The following is a 21340-nucleotide window of genomic DNA, read 5'->3' as shown; positions in this document are numbered from 1 at the left end:
AGATGAATATAACCATTGTTGGAACCGGATACGTGGGCCTTGTCTCCGGGGCGTGCTTTTCTGAAATGGGCAGTACCGTTACCTGTGTGGATGTGGATGAACAGAAAATTGAAAATTTAAAAAAGGGTATTTTACCCATTTATGAACCGGGGCTGGAAAATCTGGTCATTGAAAATCACAAAGAGGGATTGCTGCGATTTACCACATCCCTTGAATCTGCGGCACAGGAATGTGATGTTTTTTTCATTGCCGTTGGTACGCCCCCTGATGAGGACGGATCTGCCGATCTTCAATACGTGCTCCAGGTGGCCCGGAACATTGGGCGGGTGATCAACTCCTACACAGTGATTGTGGATAAGTCAACGGTGCCTGTGGGAACGGCGGATAAGGTTAAGAAGGTGGTTCAGGAATCCCTTGATAAACGGGGCAGTGATCTTGAGTTTGATGTGGTGAGTAACCCTGAATTTTTAAAGGAAGGGGCCGCTGTCAATGATTTTTTAAGTCCGGATCGCATCATCGTTGGGTGTGACAGTCCCCGGGCCATTAAATTAATGAAACGCCTTTATGCGCCTTTTTCCAGAAATCGGGACAAGCTGATCACCATGAAGGTCCGGGATGCTGAAATGACAAAATATGCCGTCAACTCCATGCTGGCCACTAAAATTTCATTCATGAATGAAATGGCCACCATTTGTGAGCGCCTGGGGGTGGATGTGGAAAACGTAAGAAAGGGGATTGGGTCGGATCAGCGCATTGGATATTCTTTTATCTATCCCGGGTGCGGGTATGGGGGATCTTGTTTTCCCAAGGATGTCAACGCATTAATCCGCACCAGTCGAGATATGGGGGTGGAACCCCATGTGCTGGCATCTGTGGCCCGGAGGAACAGCCTTCAAAAGGAAGTTCTGGGAAATAAAATAAAGGAACGCTTTGGCAATGATCTGTGTGGAAAAATATTTTGCATCTGGGGACTTTCCTTTAAGCCCGGCACCGATGACATGAGAGAGGCTCCGGCCATTGTGCTCATTAATGAACTGGTGGCGGCCGGAGCAACGGTTCATGCCTATGATCCCGTGGCCATGACCCAGGCTGTCGGGGAATTTTCCCCCTCTTTTTTTCAAGAAAATAGACTTCGGTTGTTTAAAACCCCCTATGATGCCCTTGTTGACACAGATGCCCTGGTGCTGGTGACGGAATGGAAGACCTTTCGACAACCGGCATTCCAGGCCATGGCCAAGGTAATGCGACAGCAGATTCTCTTTGACGGTCGGAATTTATATGATCCCGGAGAAGTGCAGGAGCATGGATTTGAATACCATGGGATTGGAAGGAATTTTGGCGGGAATTTATCAGGAGCATAAACGATTGACATGAAATATTTTCCCATCAAAATTGTTGTTCTTTGCATTTTATTAACACCGGTGTTTTATACCGGGACCATCTCCCTTATTGAGAGAAGCTGCGTGGGGTGGTATCAGCAGGCAGTGGAACAGCGTGTTCTGGGGGATACCCAGTTATTGATTAACGGCTCCATGGGGGTCAGTGAATCCATTGAAAAAAATATTAATCTTTTCCTTGAATCTGATGTGTGGGTCAAGCGGTTTGGATTGCAGCTGGATATTCTTGTTTTTGCCAATGAAGGCGATATCTTATATCCTTTTTTCCCGGAGATAACCTCCGAGGGCATGGATATCATTAATAATAAGATTTTTCTTGGCATTGCACGTCATAACTATACGATTTTAAAGCAGGGACTCACCGTTAAAGTCAGTGTTCGGTTGCACCACGGCACCCTTGGGGCTAACCTTATTCTGGCATTTTATGTCAGTATTGCCATGGGTATTTTCTGGATTTATTATCGACGGGGTGTGGGGAAATCCATCCAGGAGAATAGAGAAAGGAAAAAACAATTTAATGCCCTGCTGGTGGATGAGAAAGCCCATAAAAAAAGCCTGGGGGTACTTAAAAAAGAGCGGACACGTCTTTTACAGAAAATGAAGGACCTGAGGGAAACCTACAAAGATGCCCAGAAAAAGGCCACCATCACAGAGGAAGAGATGTTTGATGAGATTGTTTCCCTGGAGAATCAACTCAATGAAAACGTGGAGCTTCAAAAGGAAAAAACCTATGAGATTGAACTTTTAAAGGATAAGTTGAAAAAATATGAGCAAAAAAAAGGAGGCCAGAAAAAACAAAAAGGTTTTGATTTTATGGCCAAGCGTTTTTCTGTGCTCTATAAAAATATAGATATGAACCGCCGGGCCATCACCGGGTTTCTGGATTTGAACGATGAACTCCAGATAAAGGCAGAAGAGGTGGTGCATCAACTCAATGAAAATTCAGATAATGTGGTGATAAAGCGAAAGGTGTTTGCCGGGAAAAAACATAAATCTGCCTCCTTTGAAGTGTTATTTGCTTACAATGGCAGGCTTTATTTCAGGCAGGGTGAGGATCATCGCATTGAAATTCTGGTGATTGGAACTAAGAATTCCCAGGATAAGGATATGGATTTTCTCCATCGAAATTGACTTTGAATTTTTTATAACCGCCACGGGCGGACCGTATTCCGATCCGGCTCTGCCCACAACAAAGATAGAAATTCTCCACAAATTTGCGGAGTATTTCATATAAACCCACATGGCTGTAATCTTCAGCCACAACGAATATAGAAAATGGTATTATGCTGCCGCGCCCCGGTGGGCAATGGGTCCGGACCGGAACTGTAGATAGCTCAATTGTCCGGTTCCTATTGCCCATCGGGGGCGCGGCTCTGCTGAGGATAGTTGAACACTATCTTTTTATATAAAACCGCCACGGGTGGACCAAAACAGAATATGGTCCACCTGTGGCGGTTAATTTTTAACGCTTCAGGTCTTTTTGTGGTCTCAGGCGGTAAATGAGCAACACCACAGCGAAACTTTAAGGCATCATCCCCATTTGATGGCAGCCTGGGCCGCTGCCAGACGGGCCACAGGTACCCGGTAGGGGGAGCAGCTCACATAGCTTAAGCCAGCCTTGTGGCAAAACTCCACCGATGCCGGATCTCCACCGTGTTCCCCGCAGATACCAAGTTTGATATCCGGTCTCACAGATCTTCCTTTTTCCACGGAGATTTCAATGAGACTTCCCACGGCCTCCTGATCCAGGGTTTCAAAGGGGTCAGCATCCAATATGGCATTGTCAATGTAGTCATTCATAAATGAGCCGATGTCATCCCGGCTGAATCCAAAGGTCATCTGGGTGAGATCATTGGTCCCAAAGGAGAAAAATTCAGCATGTTCGGCCATTTTGTGGGACATCAGGGCCGCCCGGGGAATTTCGATCATGGTGCCAAATTGATGGGCAATGTCATTGAGTTCATATTTTTTCAGTACCTCTTTAAGGGTGGACTGGGCCAGTTCCTTGGTGAATATCAACTCTTTTTCATTACATGTCACCGGTATCATGATTTCGGGAATGGGTTTTTTCCCCTCCTTGATCAATTCCGCAGCTGCTTCAAAAATGGCACGGATCTGCATGACACTGATTTCAGGAAAGCTAATGCCAAGTCGAACCCCCCGGTGACCCATCATGGGATTGGTTTCAATGAGTTCTTCGCTTCTTTTGATTAACTCTTCAAAATCAATGCCGATTTCCCGGGCCAGTGCTTCCTGGTGATGCTGTTTCTGGGGAACAAATTCATGCAGCGGCGGATCCAGCAGACGGAAGTTAACCGGTTTGCTGTCCATGATATTCATGGTGGCCTTTACCTCATCTTTAATAAAAGGGTATAGTTGGGCAAGGGCACTTTCCCGTTCATGTAGAGATTTACTCAAAATCATTTTGCGCAACAGAAAAAGGGGCTTGTCAGAGTTTTGACCGTAAAACATATGTTCGGTTCTGAAAAGTCCGATGCCCTCGGCTCCAAACTGAAGGGCAAGTTGGGCATCCTTGGGTGTTTCTGCATTGGTTCTGACTTTCATGGCTCTGTATTTATCTGCCGCGGCCATGAATTTTATGAATCGTGGGTTGGCTGTGGCATCTTTCATGTCAATGGCGCCGCTGTAAACCATACCCCGGCTGCCGTTCAGGGTTAGAAAATCCCCTTCTTTAAATATTCGGGTGCCCACCTTCATGGTTTTTTCCATGGAATTAATCTGGATGGCGCCGGCCCCCACAATACAGCATTTTCCCCATCCCCTTGCCACCAGGGCGGCATGGCTGGTCATTCCCCCCCGGGCCGTTAATATGCCCTGGGCCGCCCGCATGCCTTCAATATCTTCGGGGTTTGTTTCTTCCCGCACAAGGATTACTTTTTTTCCTTTTTTCTGCCACAACACTGCATCTTCCGAAGAGAATACAATTTGGCCAAAAGCTCCTCCAGGGCCCGCAGGAAGTCCCTGAACCACCACAGGTGCCGTTTTTTCAGCTTCCGGGTCCACAACAGGATGGAGCATTTCATCCAATTGTCTGGGGTAAAGCCGGGTGATCATGGTGGGTTCATCAATCATACCTTCTTCAAACATGTCCATGGCCATGTTCAAGGCCGCGGTGCCGGTGCGTTTTCCCACCCGGCACTGGAGCATGTAAAGGGTGCCCTGCTGTATGGTGAACTCAATGTCCTGCATGTCCTGGTAGTGGTTTTCCAGCTTTTCTCTGATGTCGCAAAGTTCCCGGTATATGGCGGGCATGGTCTCTTCCAGGGAAGTAAGATGGGCGTTGTGCTCGGATCGGGTGTCTGTGTTTAAAGGATTCGGGGTACGAATACCTGCCACAACATCCTCCCCTTGGGCATTGGGCAGCCATTCACCGTAAAATTTATTATTCCCCGTGGCCGGGTCCCGGGTGAAGGCCACTCCAGTGGCAGAACTTTCTCCCATGTTGCCAAATACCATGCTCTGGATATTCACTGCCGTGCCCCAGTCATCCGGGATGTGCTCGATGCGTCGGTAAGAGACTGCCCGTTTCCCGTTCCAGCTTTTAAATACGGCACCAATGGAGCCCATGAGCTGTGCCATGGGGTCATCGGGAAAGGGTTTGCCCAGCTTTTCCTTTATTTTGACTTTAAACTTTTCACACAATGCCTTCATTTCTTCGGTGGTGATTTCGGTGTCAGCGTCATAGGCACGGTCATTTTTAAGGTCGTTGAGAAGCATTTCAAGGTGCAGCCGAATTCCCATGCCGTCGGCGGGTTCCTCTCCTTCGGCCTTTTCCATGACCACATCTGAGTACATCATGATCAAGCGGCGGTAGGCATCATAAACAAACCATTCATTACCTGTCTGTTTTATCATTCCTGGAATGGTGGAGGGGCACAGGCCTACATTGAGGACGGTTTCCATCATGCCGGGCATGGAGCTTCTGGCACCGGAACGACTGGAAACCAGAAGGGGATTGTCCGGATCTCCAAACTTCATACCCATGGAGGCTTCCATGGCCGCCATGGCCTGTTCTAATTCCCGGTGCAGCGATTCCGGCAGTTTGCCTCCTCTCTCAAAATAGGCTGTGCAACACTGTGTGGAAATGGTAAATCCTGCCGGTACCGGCAGTTTGAGTCGGGCCATTTCAGCAAGGTTTGCCCCCTTGCCACCCAGAAGATTTTTCTGGGTCGCGTCTCCTTCGGCCATTCCATTACCAAATTGATAAATATATTTTTCCATTGTTATATCTGTTTCCTTAAAATTAATATTAATATTTTCCCAGATGAAGGTTAAAAACAAAATAAGGATACAAGTCAAGCTTAATATTGGGTCGTCAAGGATTTTGTCTTTATTGTCAAACGATTAAATTGTGTTTCCCATGTTCCATGCAGCTCCTTTTAGCAGCGGGGCGGGAATAATAATCTGTGGCATTGTTTTTAGATTTTATGGTATACAGATTGATTATGATAACCATTGAATCCATATCCAAAAGTTTTGGTGCCCAGATATTGTTCAGCAATGCAGGGCTACAGATTAATCCCGGAGAGAAGGTGGGCCTGGTGGGGCGCAACGGTCACGGAAAAACCACCCTTCTTAAAATGATCACCCATGGAGAAGAGCCGGACTCCGGTCAAATACAAATTCCCGGTGATTATCGATTGGGATATCTTACCCAGCACATTGCCTTTACCGGTGAAACTGTTCTGGAAGAGTGCATGGCAGGTCTTCCCATCCATGAAAAGGATCACAGCTGGAAGGCGGAGAAAATATTGGCAGGCCTTGGTTTTTCCGATGAAGAGATGCAACATAGACCCGACTCTTTTTCCGGAGGATACCAGGTGCGCCTGACCCTTGCCAGGGTATTGGTGTCTGATCCTGATCTGCTGGTGCTTGATGAGCCCACCAATTACCTGGATATTATTTCCATTCGCTGGCTCACCTCTTTTTTAAGGGCCTGGCCCCGGGAAATTTTGCTGGTAACCCATGATAGGGGATTCATGGATGGAATTGTCACCCATATCGCCGGTATTCACCGGGGGGTGATTCGAAAAATCCAGGGAAATACAGAAAAATATTACGAGCAGATTGCCCAGGATGAAGAGATTTACGAAAAAACCAGGGTTAATGAGGAAAAGCGCAGAAAGGAGATGGAGACCTTTATCACACGCTTCCGGGCCAAGGCAAGACTTGCCGGTATGGTGCAGTCCCGGGTAAAGGCTCTATCCAAGATGGAAAAAAAGGAAGGGCTTAAAAAAATAGAATCTTTGTCCTTTTCTTTCAGGGATCTTCCCTTTGCCGGTAAACAGCTCCTCACAGGAGAAGGATTGACCTTTTCCTATGAAACCTCCACTCCTTTGATAACAGATGTGAATCTCATGGTGCACCCCGGGGATCGCATCGCCATTGTGGGTAAAAACGGCAAAGGTAAAACCACTTTATTAAAACTCCTTTCCGGTATGCTGGCGCCCGTTGCAGGGGGGGTGAAGTATAATCCCGGTGTGGAGATGGGCTATTTTGAACAGACCAATGTGCAATCCTTGAATCTCAATGCCACGGTGGAGGAGGAGATGCTCTATGCCCATGAAGATATGGATCGCCAGCAGGCCAGAAATATCTGTGGGGCTCTGATGTTTGAGGGGGATGATGCGTTAAAGCACATCAGTGTGTTGTCCGGTGGGGAAAAAAGCCGGGTGATGCTGGGAAAGCTTCTGGCCCAGCCATTGAACCTGCTTTTGCTGGATGAGCCCACCAACCATCTGGATATGGAAACCTGTGATTCCCTTGTCATGGCCCTGGAGAAATTCACCGGGGCTGTGGTGCTGGTGACCCATAATGAAATGTTTCTTAATTCCCTGGCCAACCGGCTGATTGTTTTTAAAAATGATGCCATCCATGTTTTTGAGGGAACCTACCGGGATTTTTTGGAAAAAGAGGGCTGGGATGAAGAAAAAAAATCTTCCATGGAGGGTAACACAGGGGACGGGGCAGTAGAAGATGAGAAAAAAATATCCAAAAAGGCATTGAGAAAAATGCGTTCCGAGGTTGTTTCCAGAAGATCCTCGGCCCTTGGTCCCCTGGAAAAAAGCATTGCCGCAACGGAAAAAAACATAGAAAAATGTGAGAATGAACTTTCACAGCTCAATGAACAGATGCAGATAGCAGCAGAAAATCAGGAAGGAAAGCGCATTGAATCACTTTCCCGCAGCATTGCCCGATGCCAGGAAAAAATTGATAAATTTTTTACTCAATTAGAGTGTGATATGGACGAACTGGACGAAAAAGGTCAAATTTTTGAAGAACAACTTGCTGAAATTGATGGGAGGTAGTATCCAGTGGATAAAAAAAATATACAGATGATATGGGGCGTCGTACTGGTGATGGCAGGCTTGGGTGTTTTTTATCGCATTCCCCAGGTGATGCCCAGGATTGCACAGATGGATGCCTTTGCCAATGCCCTTTCCATCATTCGATTTTGTTTTTATTTTCTCGGGGTTCTGCTGGTGTATGGGGGCAGCAGAAAATTGTATGAGAATTATAAAAAAAAATAGGTAACCATGGTCAGACCAACCACAAAAGCAAGTAAAGGCACCCGTCTTAAAGCCACCATCAAAGATCAATCCGGTGCCGGTAAAGAGCGTATCGGTGAAATCCTTTCCAAGGAGGGGCAGATAACAAGCCTGCAGTTCCAGGCGGCCAAGACCCAGCAGAAAAAAAATGGGGGGCGTCTGAGCAGTATTTTATTGCGCATGGGGCACATTGATCCTGACACCATTGTCAGTGTGCTTGGCAGGATCTATGACTACCAGGTTATCCGTGTAACAGATATGAAGCCCAATGAATCTGTCCTGGAGATGCTTCCCTTTGAAACTGCCCGGGAATATATGGCTTTTCCTTTGGGATTAAGCGACGAAACCTTTTCCATCACCATGACAGAACCCACGGACAGCAGTGCCGTGGAGGCCCTTCAGGAGATAGTAGGGCGCTCCTTGAAAGTCATGGTTTCCACGGAAAATGACATCATTGAGGCCTATCGGGATTATTATAAAATCAGCGAGGAGGTCTACAAGGAGTTCCTTCACTTTGACGAAGAGCCGGATGAAGAGCCTGTCACCTCTGTGGAGGACTTTGGCTCCCTGGTTTCCGAAGCCGCTGAAGAGCTTGAAGTTCAGGTCACTGAAGATGATGATTATGATCAGTTCATGGCATCGGATGCCCCCATCATCAAGCTGGTTAACGGTATTTTAATCAAGGCCATCAACGATGGGGTCAGTGATATCCACATTGAACCCTTTGAAAAATCTTTGCAGGTGAGATACCGCATGGACGGATCGTTGTTCAAGGCCATGAATTTACCCTTGACCATTAAAAATGCCGTTATATCACGTCTTAAAATTCTTGCGGAGCTGGACATAGCCGAACGACGAATTCCCCAGGACGGTCGCATTAAGTTGCGATTGGGCAGAAAAAAAGCCGTTGATTTTCGGGTTTCCACCCTGCCCACCTTGTTTGGTGAAAGTGTGGTCATGCGAATCCTGGACCAGAGCGCTTTAAATGTGGATCTGTCAAAACTGGGATTTGAAAGGGACACCTTTGATGCCATTAAGCGGTGCATCAATAAACCCTATGGCCTGCTTCTGGTAACAGGGCCCACCGGAAGCGGTAAAACCACCACCCTTTATTCCCTTTTAAATAGATTAAACCAGGACGATACAAAGATCCTCACAGCAGAAGACCCGGTGGAGTTCAATTTCCGGGGGATTAATCAGGTACCGGTGAAGGACAGCGTGGGAATGACCTTTGCTGCGGCATTGAAGTCTTTTCTGCGCCAGGATCCTGATATTATCATGGTGGGTGAGATCCGGGACATGGATACGGCAGAAATTGCCATCAAGGCTGCCATGACAGGACACCTGGTGTTCAGCACCCTGCACACCAATGATTGCCCCTCCACCATTGGCAGACTCATGGACATTGGTATTCCCTCGTATATGCTGGCCTCTTCTGTGACCATGGTGCTTTCCCAGCGACTGGCCAGAAGGCTGTGCCCGGCGTGCAAGCAGGAGGTCACCGGCTATGATCCAGTGGAGCTTGAGATGCATGGGTTTTCCAAAGAAGAAATTCCCAATCTTAAGATAATGGGACCCACAGGCTGTTCCCAGTGTAATGGTACGGGATATAAGGGCCGGGTGGGACTTTATGAGATGATGGAGGTGGGGGATGAGGTATCCAAGGCCATCAATGCCTCCGTTCCCGAGGACCAACTGCGTAAACTTGCCATCCAGCAGGGCATGTGCACCCTTCGTGATGCAGGGCTGGAAAAGGTACGTCAAGGGGTGACTTCCCTTGAAGAGGTGTTAAAAAGGACAAATATCACTAAGGAGGCCCTGCCCGCTTATCTGGTGAACCCCGATGTTGAAAATTACGAGGACCGGGATGTTATCATACGGGAGGGAAACAGTGATAATGATTTTTATAAGCTGGTCCGGGGGGCTGTGTATGTGGTCAAGGGCGGTAAAAAGATAGCGGAAATTTCAGAGCCCGGGGAGTACTTCGGAGAGATGGCCGCCATCACCGGAGAGGTCCGCTCTGCATCTATTCTGTCCAAGGGGCGTTCGGTTATCAAGCGGTTTCCCGGGGATAAGCTCTTGGATATCATTGAAAAATACCCCGAGGTGGCCAAACACCTTTTCACAGTGCTGGCCAACCGTCTCAATGCCACAGATAGAACGCTGGTTCACAGATTGAATGTGGGAAAAAACAGACCCCATAAATGAATATTTTCGGAGTCAGAATCAAGTCTGCCCGTACCCCTTCTCGTCAAGATGTCCGGGATGGGTTTGCCTTTGGGTAATATCGCTCTTTTTCGCTGTAGATGCAGCCACAGTATTGCTGGCGATACATGCCAAGGGCCTTTGATGTCTCAATACCTTCCTTCCACCCTTCCCTGAAATCCCGGTAGAAAAAGGGAATTCCCAATTTTTTTCCAATGGCCTCGCCGGTTTCCCGGATTAATTGATGATTTTGAAACCGGCTGTAAAGCAGGGTGGATGAAAAACCGTCAAATTTTCCCTTGCGGGCCACCCGGGCGGCAGCACTTAAACGGTCATGATAACAGAATCTGCACCGCATGCTTTCCCGGAATGCGATTGATTGAATAAAACGTTCCATTTCATAGGTGTCCTGCCAGATCACCCGGAAATTCGAGGTTTCTGCATACTCCCTCAAGGTTTTTTCCCGTTGGAGACACTCGGTGTAAGGGTGAATATTATGACGATAAAAAAAGCCCATCACCTCAATGTTTTCTTGGCGGAGGACTTTTAAGGGGAAAATGGTGCAGGGTGCGCAGCACATGTGCAGCAATATCTTCATTCCCGGCTCCCGAAAATGGCAGTGCCGATTCTCACCAGGGTAGAGCCTTCTTCAATGGCCACCTTGAAATCTCCGCTCATGCCCATGGAGAGGTGTTCCAAGTCAACTCCTGGAATTTCTTCTTTTTGGATGGTGTTAAAAAGATTTGCCATGGCTTTAAAATAGGGGCGGGCACCTTCGGGGTCATCAAAAAAGGGAGGCATGCCCATGAGTCCTGTGAGGTGGATATGTTCAAGGGGGGCGATTTCCCGGGCAAGGGCCAGGGCACTGGCTGCGGTGGTACCGGATTTGGTGGCCTCATCTGCGATGTTCACCTGCATGAGAATGGCCTGGCGTTTATTTATCTTTGCGGCCTGTTTGTTTATTTCCCGGGCAAGTTTAAAGCTGTCAACGGTGTGGATCAGGTCAAAGTACGGGACGGCAAATTTGGCTTTGTTGGACTGCAGGTGTCCGATGAAATGCCATGAGGCCGGGGTGTTGCCAATGGTGTTGATTTTGTCCATGGCTTCCTGGATATAGTTTTCACCCAAAAGGGTGACGCCAGCCTGGATGGCGGAAGTGACGGCAGCACTGGATTTTTTTTTGCTCACAGCCACAAGATCAATGGTTTCTGGGTCTCTGCCACAGGCAAGGGCTGCCGTGCGAATTTCATCTTTGATATGGGCCAGTCGTTTTTCAATGGATTCCATTTTAGTGATTAAAACTCCTTATAACATTTTCCTGTATCAATACTTCAATCACCTCGCACACGGGCAGCCCCACCACATTGGTGTAGGAACCATGGATACCTTTCACAAGAAAAGTTCCAAGACCCTGGATGGCGTAGGCTCCGGCCTTGTCAAAGGGTTCTTGGGTGGAGATGTACCATTCTATTTCTGCCGGGGAGAGTGATTTGAATTCAACTTGGGTGGTAACGTGGCGGGTAATGATGGCGCTTTCATTGGGGCCACACACGGTAAAGCCCGTGAATACCGTGTGGGTTCTGTTGCTCAGCTGCTGGAGCATTTTCCGGGCATGGTCCATGGATGTGGGTTTTTCCAGTAAGGTGTCATCCACCACCACAATGGTATCAGCCCCAATGATCCAGGCATTTTCATGGTGGCGGGCCACATCCAGGGCCTTGTCACGGGAGAGTCGTTCCACATATTGCCGGGGTGTTTCCCCTGTCTGCTGCATCTCATCAACGTGGGAAGGTATCACCGAAAATGTGATGCCTGCCTGTTCCAGCAGATATTTTCTCCGGGGGGACTGGGAGGCAAGGATGATTTGAGTATGGGTTATATGTTTCATGGCCGGGTATATTACCAGACCCATTACAATATAACAAGAAAAGCGGAACGATTTTAAATCCTGAACCATGTATTTTAAGTCCTTGAATCCAGGTTGAACGTGTGAATTAGGGCTTGCAAAAAAACGCATCATGTTATATGAAGAAACAGTTTTTTTGCCTGGGTGGCGGAATAGGTAGACGCAAGGGACTTAAAATCCCTCGGAGCATAGCTCTGTACGAGTTCAATTCTCGTCCCAGGTACCAAATTTAATATAAAGGGTTAGCCGTGGATGCGGTTAACCCTTTTTTTATGGCCTATCCTTTGAAATTGGGGTTCTTTATTGACTTTTTACCAGGATACATATATTGAAAAGTTAGAAGTAAAAGTGGAAAAAATTTAAAAATCATATGGATATTGATAGTATTATCGGCATCCTTTCCATTTTCTTTGGAAATGAAAAATATCGGTTTTGGAGTTTCAATCAGGGAAATCTCTCTTTCTTGCTGGACTCATTGTTAGTGTCTTTGAGAATATTTGTTTGTCCATACCCGCTAAAAATATTGACTATTGCCAAGTGATGCCCAAGAGGTTTTATGCAACAAAATGAATTAACCATAAAACCAGATGAAATTATTGATATACTAATACGTTATCGGTGGTTGCTGGTCATTCCTTTGTCTCTTGCCCTCACTGTGGGATTTTGCCTCTCCCTGTTGATTCCCCGGGTTTATTCCAGCTCCACCACCATTTTGATTCAGGCCCAGAAAGTACCGGGAACTTATGTGAAATCCCTTGTCACTTCTGGCATTGAGGAACGCATCAGCACTATTTCCCAACAGATAATGAGCCGGAGTAACCTGGAAAAAATTATTAAGCAATTTGGGCTTTTTCAGGAAAATAAAGATGAGAAAATGTATCTTGAAGATAAGATCAAAAGTCTTCGAGATCGCATTACCGTGGATATCACCAGGGACCGAAAAGGTGCGGATGCCTTTACCATTTTATATAGAGGAACCAATCCCGAACGGGTGATGAAAATCACCAATACCCTGGCCAGTTTTTACATGAATGAAAATTTAAAAATAAGAGAGGCCCAGGCTGTGGGAACCAGTGAGTTCCTGGATGCGGAGTTGAAAAAAACAAGGCAGAAATTGGTGGAAAAAGAAAAAATTTTATCTGCCTATCGTTCAAAATTCATGGGTGGACTTCCCGATGAACTGGAATCTAATTTGAGAACTTTGGATCGGTTGCAACAACAGCTTACTGATCGTCAGTCCATGTTACGGGAAACAAAAAACAGTATTGGCAGTCTTAAATCCCAGATTGCCCAGATACAAAAGCTCAAAGCCAGCGTGGAGCAAACCATGACCCAGCAGGTAAGAGCTGAATCTGGAGTCAATCAACCTCATCCCAGTGATTTTACTATCCGTCTTGCCCAAGCACAGCGTGAGCTTGAAGATTTATTGTTGCGGTATACTGACAAGCATCCGGATGTTCTTAAACAACGAGCAACCGTTCTAAGGCTTGAACAATTGCTGGAGGCTGAAGGCTCGTTGGATTCAAATATCTCCTCTGCCTCTGCAGACCCAATTGATTACAGGATGAATTCTTCCACCAGAACGATTGCACAGGAGGCAGATATACAGCAGCAAATACGGCTCAATCAGCTGAAGAATGAGATGCGACAGATTCAGCTTGATATTAATGATATTCAGCGTCGTATGAAGGTGTACCAGCGTCGGGTGGAGGAAACTCCTAAGCGGGAACAGGAACTCAGGTCATTGGAACGGGATTACACCAACATCCAGGCTATTTATAGTTCTCTCTTAGATCGAAAGCTGGAAGCGGAGCTTTCAGTTAATATGGAAAAAAAGCAAAAGGGAGAGCAATTTCGAATTTTAGATTTTGCCCGATTACCCCAGAGGCCTATTTCTCCGGATGTGAGAAAATTATTTGTGTTTTCTTTTGCTACAGGTGCAGTAATCGGTGGTGGGATCATTTTTATTCTGGTATTTTTTGACGGAAGTATTCGACGAGACGAAGAGATTGAAGTTTTAGCAGGGCTTCCCATTCTGGCCAGTGTTGCTCCTTTGAAAATATCTGGAAATCCTATGAAGAAACGCGTTCAATGGCTGTTTTTTTTTCTTCTTGTGGGATATATATTTTTGATTATGGCTGGTTTTGCTTTTGTTTATTTTGCGGGAGTTGACAAAATACTGATTCTTTTTTAATTCAACGCTTTACTGGAAATGTAATATGGGAAAATTTTTTACGGCACTGCAAAAATCAAAAACTCCCATCCATGAAAGGGATAAAAAAGATAAAGTACGCTTAGTCTCCACTCAATCGCAGAAAAAGGTTGAAAAAAAAACATCCGCTTCTTTATTGAATCCTGTTGCACCTACTCAACTGGATGATGATTCTTTTATAGAGAAAAAATCGGCTTTTCCTGTACAGGGAAATGTTAAGTCCGCCATGGGGGATCTTACTGAATCGTCCCCCCCTTCATGGAAGGAGACTTCTCCCGGGATTTTGGAGATTCGGGATCCTCACATTTCTTTGATTGCTTATAACAAGCCCCATTCTCCTGAAGCTGAGCAGTTTCGGATGCTGAAAACCGCTATTCTTTTTCCAGACAAAGGAGAGCCGCCCCGGACTATCATGATCACCAGCAGTACTTCTGGGGAAGGAAAGTCCTTTGTGGCAGCCAATCTTGCCGTTAGTATGGCAAACAGCATTGATGAATATGTTCTTTTGATGGATTGTGATCTGAGACGTCCCACCATTCATAAAATATTCGGGTTGCCGGACAATACTCCTGGCCTCTCTGAATATTTGACCCAGGGTGTTCCACTTTCGCATGTTTTAAAAAAAATTATGCTGAATAAACTTACCATCCTTCCCTGCGGTGCACCTCCCCCGAATCCGTCGGAACTGATTTCATCAGAGCAGATGAAAAAAATGCTTAAAGAAGTGAAATCCAGGTACCAGGATCGATATATTATCATTGATGCACCGCCCCCCCACCTGACGGCAGAGGCCAATGCCCTGGCACGGCAAGTGGATGCTATTATTATTGTCGTGAAAATTGGATACTCAAAAAAAAATGCACTTAAAGATCTTGTGGATGCCTATGGTAAAGAAAAAATTTTGGGGGTGGTGAAAAATTATGCTGATAAAACCAATAAATATACTTATGAATAAAATATATCAAGTGAAATACTGTTGGTACAACCTCATATCCATATTGCTTGGTGTACATTGTTTAGATATTACTTCTGGCTTTGCCTGGTAGGTATAAGTTCTGGATGTGATTAAAGTGCTTAAGAAAATCACGGTAATTTGTTGTCCAAAAGGAAGCCAAGTGTGATAGATATCCTGAAACAGTATCATCCGGTGAGAAATATTCTGTTTTTTGTTTTTGAAGGGGTCATTATTTTTTCTTCGATTTTGATATCTTTCGTTTGTTTGTCTCAAAATGATGGAGGGAGCTTAGATTCTTTTTTATTTTTTCGGATTTCAGGAATCACGGTTATCTGTCAACTTGCTCTTTATTACTTTGATCTTTATGATTTAAACGTCTCTAACTCAGTCTCTGAAATTTTAATTCGTCTGCTGATGGCCCTGGGCAGCGCGGCCATTTTTCTTGGCTTGATTTACTGGTTTTTTCCAATGACAATTGTGGCGACACAGGTTTTTACCCTTGCCATTGTGTTGCTGATTTTGCTGATTCTTATGTGGAGGCTTCTATATATCCTTGTTCTTAAAAAGGGATGGTTTAATGAAAGTATTGTTGTACTGGGGTCAAGCCCCCTGGCCTTGAATATTCTGAATCATATAGATAAGAATATTGATTGTGGTTACACTGTTACAGCTGTCATTCCAGATGAAACCCATGAGATTTTTGACCAATATGTGGCAAATAGATTTTATTTTCTGGCTCAAAAATCAAAACTTTGCAATGTGGTGGCACAATTCGGGGTTCGTAAAATTGTGGTGGCCCTTAAAGATAAACGGAGACAATTTCCCACTGAGGAACTTCTGCTTTGCAAAGTGTCCGGCATTGAGGTGCTGGAGGGCAACACTTTTTATGAGGCCTTAACCGGCAAGCTTATGGTTTGTGAGATCAATCCTTCCTGGCTTATCTTTTCCCGGGGATTTTACCATTCAAGACTCACCGCTTATAGCAAGCGTTTAGGGGATTTGGTTATTTCGTCTCTGCTGCTGGTGTTGCTTTTCCCTGTGGGTGTGCTTACTGCCGTTCTTATTAAGCTGGACTCCCGGGGACCGGTCCTGTTCAGCCAGGAGCGGGTGGGAAAATATAAAAAAGTATATATTATGTATAAATTTCGATCCATGATCAACGATGCGGAGAAAAACACCGGTCCTGTATGGGCCCAGGAAAATGATTCCCGTATTACGCGTATGGGACGATTCATGCGCTGGTGTCGGCTGGATGAGCTACCCCAGTTATGGAATGTTTTTATTGGTAATATGAGCCTGGTGGGACCCCGGCCCGAGAGGCAATACTTTGTTGACCAACTTGAAAAAGAAATTCCATATTATATGGCCCGCTTTGAGGTAAAACCGGGTATAACCGGGTGGGCACAGATTTTGTATGATTACGGCGCTTCAATGGAGGACACCATGGAAAAATTGGGGTATGATCTTTTTTATATTAAAAATTTATCCTGCCTCATTGATATGGTTATTCTTATGCGAACCATCAAGACAGTTCTCTTTGGTCGGGGCGCAAGATAGTACTCAACATCTTAACCTTTACATTGCTGTTTTATTTGTGTTTTATTTCGATTAAGCCGTGGGTTGAAAGCGACTGCGTTTTTTACGACATGTGAAGACATCCTCCTAAATGGGAGGTCATGTAACTCAAAGTGCGGAGCTATGTGTCGTAATGGGGGCTGAAAAAAGGAGAAAAAATGGGAATGATAAAAAAAATTGTGTGTGGGATGGGGGTGTTGATTTTCATTACTGGATATATGGCCATGGCCAGTCCGGCGGAAAAGTCCGATAATGCCTATATCATAGGTCATGGCGATGTGTTGAGAATTTTTACCTGGAAGGAACCTGACCTTTCTGTGGAAGCTGCAACTGTGCGTCTGGATGGGAAGATTACTTTCCCATTGGTCAATGATGTTCAGGCTGCGGGATTGTCCACCATGATGCTGAAAAAAGTTCTGGAGGATCGTCTGGCAGGCTATGTGGAATCTCCCATTGTTACGGTGATTTTGGTTCATCCGGTGAGTCAGCGATACTATGTGCTGGGGGAAGTGCAACGCATCGGAGAGTATCCCATTGAAAAAAATCTTACTGTGATGCAGGCTTTTGCCGTTGCCGGAGGGTTCACTGAGTGGGCGGCCAAGGATGAGATTCGACTCATCCGGCGCGTGGATGGTAAAGATCAGATATATAGGATTAATTACAAGGGGTTTTTAAAGGGAAAAAATTTGGAAGGCAATGTTCGTATTCAAGCGGATGATACCATTATTGTTCCGTAGCTTCCGGCCAAAGGGATCAAAACTACCTTGCTGGGGGCTTATAATAACGTTCTGTTATAAGAAGAATTTTACAGCGTCAACAAGGTTGGCCTGATTTCACTTCAGAATTTATCCAATCCCAGAAAATCATTTTTGGGGGAGGCCAGCTATACTTTGATGAAGCTATGTTTGTGTCCACGAGGAACTTATTGCATGGAGAGTGGTAAATATAAATGAACATATCCAGATCGGTTAATCTGTTTTTAATTTGTCTACTGACAGGCAGTCTTCTGTTTTTTGCGAATATTAAAATGGCTGTGGGTGCATTGAAAACAGTCTTTTATCCCATTCTCTATGTGTCCGGTCATTATACTGATAATGCGGACCAGAGCGAATTCAATAAAAATGAGGAGTACTATACCACTTATGGCACAGCATTGTCTCTTCGATTTATCCAGGAAAATTCCACGGTGACCGTCACCTATAATCCCGAATACAATGACCGAAGCAGCATTGATGATGAAGAAAATTCTCTGGAACACAATGCTTCTCTCCAGGCCCATGTCCAGGCCTCCCGTCGGGTAGTGATGGATATGAGTTTTAATTATGACGGGCATGATCGCGATGTGCTCAATGAATCCTGGGAACACACGGGCCGCTTCAGCACCACTTTGTATATCACAGATAAAACCAGTGTGGTGATGGGGGGGACTTATGCGGATGCCTATGAGCGACGTCAGCTCACCGGAGAGTATCGGGAGCACACTGATTATGGTGGATCTGTGAATGTGGTCCATCGATTTAGTCAAAACAACCAGATAGGGCTTTATTTGAATTACTCCAATGTGGATTATGAGCCCCCAGTGCTGGATGATTACCAGGAATACAGTGCTGCCTCCTCTCTGGGGTACTGGTTCTCCAACCAATGGGGAATGGACAGCACTGTAGAATATGAAACAACCCAGTATGATTTTCAAGACAGTGATGTGGATACCTGGACCGCGAATCTTCGGCTTTTGCGGCGTCTTTCTCCAAGATTTCTAAGCTACATTAAATACGAGCATATTTACAGCCAGCGGGAGCTCAACGACGTCAATATGTATATTCCTTCCATGGGGGTTGAGTGGGATGTCTCCGAAGATATGGGAGTCTCTCTGGGTGCCGGTTATATTTTCCAAGAGTGGGGCACCGAGAATGACGGACGATTTTTTGCGGACGTCAATGTGTTCAAAGGCGTTGATTTGAGTCGTCATGCCCGAATACTTTTCACCGCTGCCAGTGGCATTGATCCCACCAGTGATGATTCCGCCGAGCTGGGATTCCAGATTTATTATCAGGCTGGATTTTTGTTCACTTGGCAGATGCAACAGCATCTGGCCGCCACACTCCGGGGGGCATATGTCAGGGATGAGTTTATAGAGCCAGTTGTGGACCGCATTGATACCTCCTGGCAGGGCGGAGCCGGGCTGACCTGGTCTCCCTGGGCCTGGGGTGATATCGTCTTTTCCTATGGATATGAAAATTTTACCACGGATTCTTCCCTGCGGGATGATTTTCAGGAACACCGTGGCACTGTTACCATCCAGGTACATCCCACCTATGAGATGGGCGGTCAGCGGGAAGATCTCACCCGGAATGAACTCCAGCAGAGAATTTACAATGACTGATACCATCCTGATCACCGTGGATGTGGAAGACTGGTTCCAGGTGGAAAACTTTAAACCGTGGATTGCCAGATCCTCCTGGCATAGTCGGGAACTCAGGGTGGAACAGAACTGTCATCGCCTGTTGGATTTGTTTGACGGGGTGTCTGGAGGCAAAGTTCGGGCCACTTTTTTCATACTGGGTTGGATTGCCCGGAAATGTCCAGACCTTGTGAAAGAGATCGCAAACCGGGGGCATGAAGTGGCTTCCCATGGGGTTGACCATGAATTGTGTACAAAAATGACTGACAAGGCTCTTTTCCATGATCTGGTCCGAAGCAGGAAATTGCTTGAGGATATTATTAGCCTTCCCGTGGTTGGGTATCGGGCTCCAAGTTTTGCTATTAATGATAAAATCCTTAACATTGTTGAGCAGAGTGGTTATCTCTATGATTCAAGCTATAACTCTTTTAACAGGCATGGACGTTACGGCATTATTGATACAGATCGGAAGCATGTCAATGGTATCTCCCTTAGACTTTCAGATGCCTTTCATGAACTTCCGGTGAGCAATCTTGTGCTGTCAGATCAAGTTATTCCTATGGGGGGCGGGGGATATTTCAGGCTGTTGCCTTTTTTTGCTATCAAACAAGGAGTTCGATGGATATTAAAAAAGCAGGCAGCCTATGTGTTTTATATCCATCCTTGGGAGCTGGACCCGGATCAGCCCCGGGTCAACCAGGCCCATGGGGGATTTCGGTTTAGACATTATATCAACCTTGCTGATACTCAAGAGAAACTTACGAAGTTGATAAGGTCTTTTTCATATTGTGATTTTAAAACTTGTTCTGGATTTCTGGGCCTATGATTCGAGAGCTTTGAATAATACGGGATTGATCACAAGCTGGGCCACTATACGTTAGATAAAATTTTATTGGTCGCAAAGCTACTGTAATTACAACCATTAATTGCTATCGCTAAAATTTTATCACAAAATGACCCACGTTATGACCAAGCTCACATTGCTTATCTGTGGGGATGGATTGATAGGGGAAGAGGTTATTTCCCTGATTTATGGAATAAATATGACAATAAATCTAAGCCTGTTTCAACAACAACACGCCCCATTATGGGATCGATACGTGCTTAGCCATCATGAAGCAACTTTATATCATATGTTTTTGTGGAAGGCCGTAATAGAACGTACCTATGGTCATAAGACATACTACCTGGCTGCATTTGATAAGAGTGAGGATCAGGTGAAAGGCGTGCTTCCCCTGGTACATCTCAATCATTTTGTTTTTGGGAGGGCGTTAATATCATTGCCCTTTTTTGATATGGCGGGTGTTCTGGCAAATGATGAAGAGACGGAAAAAGCTCTGCTTAGTCAAGCCGTTACACTGGGCAAGGCATTGAAAGTAAAAGATGTGGAACTTCGCCATACCTGTTCGAACTCCTGCTTTAAAGAGATTTCTTTGATAGACTCAGTGGCGTGGGATTTGGAAAAAAATAAGGTTCGCATGCTTCTTGATTTGCCTGACTCGTCCTTTGCTTTGATGAAGTCCTTTAAATCCAAACTGAGAAGTCAGATTAAGAGGCCTCTGAAGGCGGGCCTTAAAGCCCAAATCGGTGGCATCGAATTACTTGACAAATTTTATCAGGTTTTTTTAATCAACATGCGGGATCTTGGCTCTCCTGTACATGCCAGGACATTGTTTCAGAATGTCCTGGAACAATTCCATGAAAATACAAGAGTTGTTATTGTTCAAAAAGGCAACATCCCTTGCGCGGCAAGCATTATTTCTGGTTTTAAAACTACCCTGGAGAATCCTTGGGCTTCTTCTTTGCGGAAATACAGCCATTTGAGTCCCAATATGCTCTTATACTGGACTATGCTGGAATATGCCTGTGAGTGTGGATATAAGCGGTTTGATTTTGGACGATCATCCCCCGGAGAGGGAACCTATCGATTTAAACGGCAGTGGGGTGCTCAACCGAAGCTACTGTACTGGTATCGGATTCATCTCAATGACAATCGCTCTGAAATGGCGGTATCGAACAAATCTAAATTCGAAAGAGCCATTCAATACTGGCAGAAGTTACCTGTCTCAGTAACAGCCTTATTCGGGCCAATGATTAGAAAATATATCGGATTGTAACGG

The 21340-nt window shown here is 45.6% G+C and carries 16 protein-coding genes and 1 tRNA gene; 13 read left to right on the top strand and 4 right to left on the bottom strand.

What is annotated here, in order from left to right; genetic code table 11:
* Positions 1-2 precede the first annotated feature (2 nt).
* Complete coding sequence (locus B9A32_RS03930) at positions 3-1361, top strand: UDP-glucose dehydrogenase family protein (RefSeq protein ID WP_084067079.1); 1359 nt, start codon at positions 3-5, stop codon at positions 1359-1361.
* A gap of 9 nt (positions 1362-1370) precedes the next feature.
* A complete protein-coding gene (locus B9A32_RS03925; protein WP_084067078.1) occupies positions 1371-2528 on the top strand; it encodes a hypothetical protein in 1158 nt (385 codons plus the stop codon).
* A gap of 399 nt (positions 2529-2927) precedes the next feature.
* On the opposite strand, the gene ppdK is transcribed toward B9A32_RS03925, so the two are convergent.
* Positions 2928-5639 carry a pyruvate, phosphate dikinase gene (ppdK, locus tag B9A32_RS03920; protein ID WP_084067077.1) on the bottom strand — a complete coding sequence of 904 codons (2712 nt, stop codon included), beginning with the start codon at positions 5637-5639 and terminating at the stop codon, positions 2928-2930.
* Positions 5640-5863: 224 nt separating this feature from the next.
* On the opposite strand from ppdK, the gene B9A32_RS03915 reads away from it, so the two are divergent.
* The 3 genes from B9A32_RS03915 to pilB are packed head-to-tail and all read left to right on the top strand — an operon-like array spanning position 5864 to position 10174.
* Positions 5864-7726 (top strand): ABC-F family ATP-binding cassette domain-containing protein, encoded by a 1863-nt coding sequence (locus B9A32_RS03915; protein ID WP_084067229.1) that lies wholly within the window; start codon positions 5864-5866, stop codon positions 7724-7726.
* A 6-nt stretch (positions 7727-7732) separates the two neighbouring features.
* Positions 7733-7948 carry a hypothetical protein gene (locus tag B9A32_RS03910; RefSeq protein ID WP_232367032.1) on the top strand — a complete coding sequence of 72 codons (216 nt, stop codon included), beginning with the start codon at positions 7733-7735 and terminating at the stop codon, positions 7946-7948.
* A 6-nt stretch (positions 7949-7954) separates the two neighbouring features.
* Positions 7955-10174 (top strand): type IV-A pilus assembly ATPase PilB, encoded by a 2220-nt coding sequence (gene pilB / locus B9A32_RS03905; RefSeq protein WP_084067076.1) that lies wholly within the window; start codon positions 7955-7957, stop codon positions 10172-10174.
* 43 nt (positions 10175-10217) lie between these two features.
* Here the strand turns inward: pilB and B9A32_RS03900 are convergent, their stop codons facing one another.
* The 3 genes from B9A32_RS03900 to B9A32_RS03890 are packed head-to-tail and all read right to left on the bottom strand — an operon-like array spanning position 10218 to position 12059.
* Positions 10218-10769 carry an epoxyqueuosine reductase QueH gene (locus B9A32_RS03900; protein ID WP_084067075.1) on the bottom strand — a complete coding sequence of 184 codons (552 nt, stop codon included), beginning with the start codon at positions 10767-10769 and terminating at the stop codon, positions 10218-10220.
* Positions 10766-11458, bottom strand: coding sequence for a YggS family pyridoxal phosphate-dependent enzyme (locus B9A32_RS03895; protein ID WP_084067074.1), 693 nt, complete (start codon positions 11456-11458; stop codon positions 10766-10768). Before B9A32_RS03895 ends, B9A32_RS03900 begins: the two co-directional genes overlap by 4 nt.
* A 1-nt stretch (position 11459) precedes the next feature.
* Positions 11460-12059 carry a Maf family protein gene (locus B9A32_RS03890; protein WP_139795702.1) on the bottom strand — a complete coding sequence of 200 codons (600 nt, stop codon included), beginning with the start codon at positions 12057-12059 and terminating at the stop codon, positions 11460-11462.
* A 156-nt stretch (positions 12060-12215) separates the two neighbouring features.
* On the opposite strand from B9A32_RS03890, the gene B9A32_RS03885 reads away from it, so the two are divergent.
* From B9A32_RS03885 to B9A32_RS03850, 8 genes are all read left to right on the top strand, one after another.
* Positions 12216-12303, top strand: a tRNA-Leu gene (locus B9A32_RS03885).
* Between the two features lie 330 nt (positions 12304-12633).
* Positions 12634-14271, top strand: a complete 1638-nt coding sequence (locus tag B9A32_RS03880; RefSeq protein WP_084067073.1) for a GumC family protein — start codon at positions 12634-12636, stop codon at positions 14269-14271.
* A gap of 25 nt (positions 14272-14296) precedes the next feature.
* Positions 14297-15244, top strand: a complete 948-nt coding sequence (locus tag B9A32_RS03875; RefSeq protein ID WP_232367031.1) for a polysaccharide biosynthesis tyrosine autokinase — start codon at positions 14297-14299, stop codon at positions 15242-15244.
* Positions 15245-15406: 162 nt separating this feature from the next.
* Complete coding sequence (locus B9A32_RS03870; protein ID WP_084067072.1) at positions 15407-16801, top strand: TIGR03013 family XrtA/PEP-CTERM system glycosyltransferase; 1395 nt, start codon at positions 15407-15409, stop codon at positions 16799-16801.
* Positions 16802-16983: 182 nt separating this feature from the next.
* A complete protein-coding gene (locus B9A32_RS03865) occupies positions 16984-17556 on the top strand; it encodes a polysaccharide biosynthesis/export family protein (protein ID WP_084067225.1) in 573 nt (190 codons plus the stop codon).
* A 212-nt stretch (positions 17557-17768) separates the two neighbouring features.
* The gene (locus B9A32_RS03860; protein ID WP_084067071.1) at positions 17769-19202 is read left to right on the top strand and encodes a porin family protein; all 1434 of its coding nucleotides are present in this window, start codon (positions 17769-17771) and stop codon (positions 19200-19202) included.
* Positions 19195-20046 carry an XrtA system polysaccharide deacetylase gene (locus tag B9A32_RS03855; RefSeq protein ID WP_232367030.1) on the top strand — a complete coding sequence of 284 codons (852 nt, stop codon included), beginning with the start codon at positions 19195-19197 and terminating at the stop codon, positions 20044-20046. Before B9A32_RS03860 ends, B9A32_RS03855 begins: the two co-directional genes overlap by 8 nt.
* A 139-nt stretch (positions 20047-20185) precedes the next feature.
* Positions 20186-21337, top strand: a complete 1152-nt coding sequence (locus tag B9A32_RS03850; protein ID WP_232367029.1) for a FemAB family XrtA/PEP-CTERM system-associated protein — start codon at positions 20186-20188, stop codon at positions 21335-21337.
* The last annotated feature ends 3 nt before the right edge of the window (positions 21338-21340 follow it).

It is taken from the genome of Desulfocicer vacuolatum DSM 3385 (genome assembly GCF_900176365.1).
GTDB lineage: Bacteria > Desulfobacterota > Desulfobacteria > Desulfobacterales > Desulfobacteraceae > Desulfocicer > Desulfocicer vacuolatum.
Note: the sequence above shows the minus strand (reverse complement) of the source record. Positions and strands in the feature narration are given on the sequence as shown.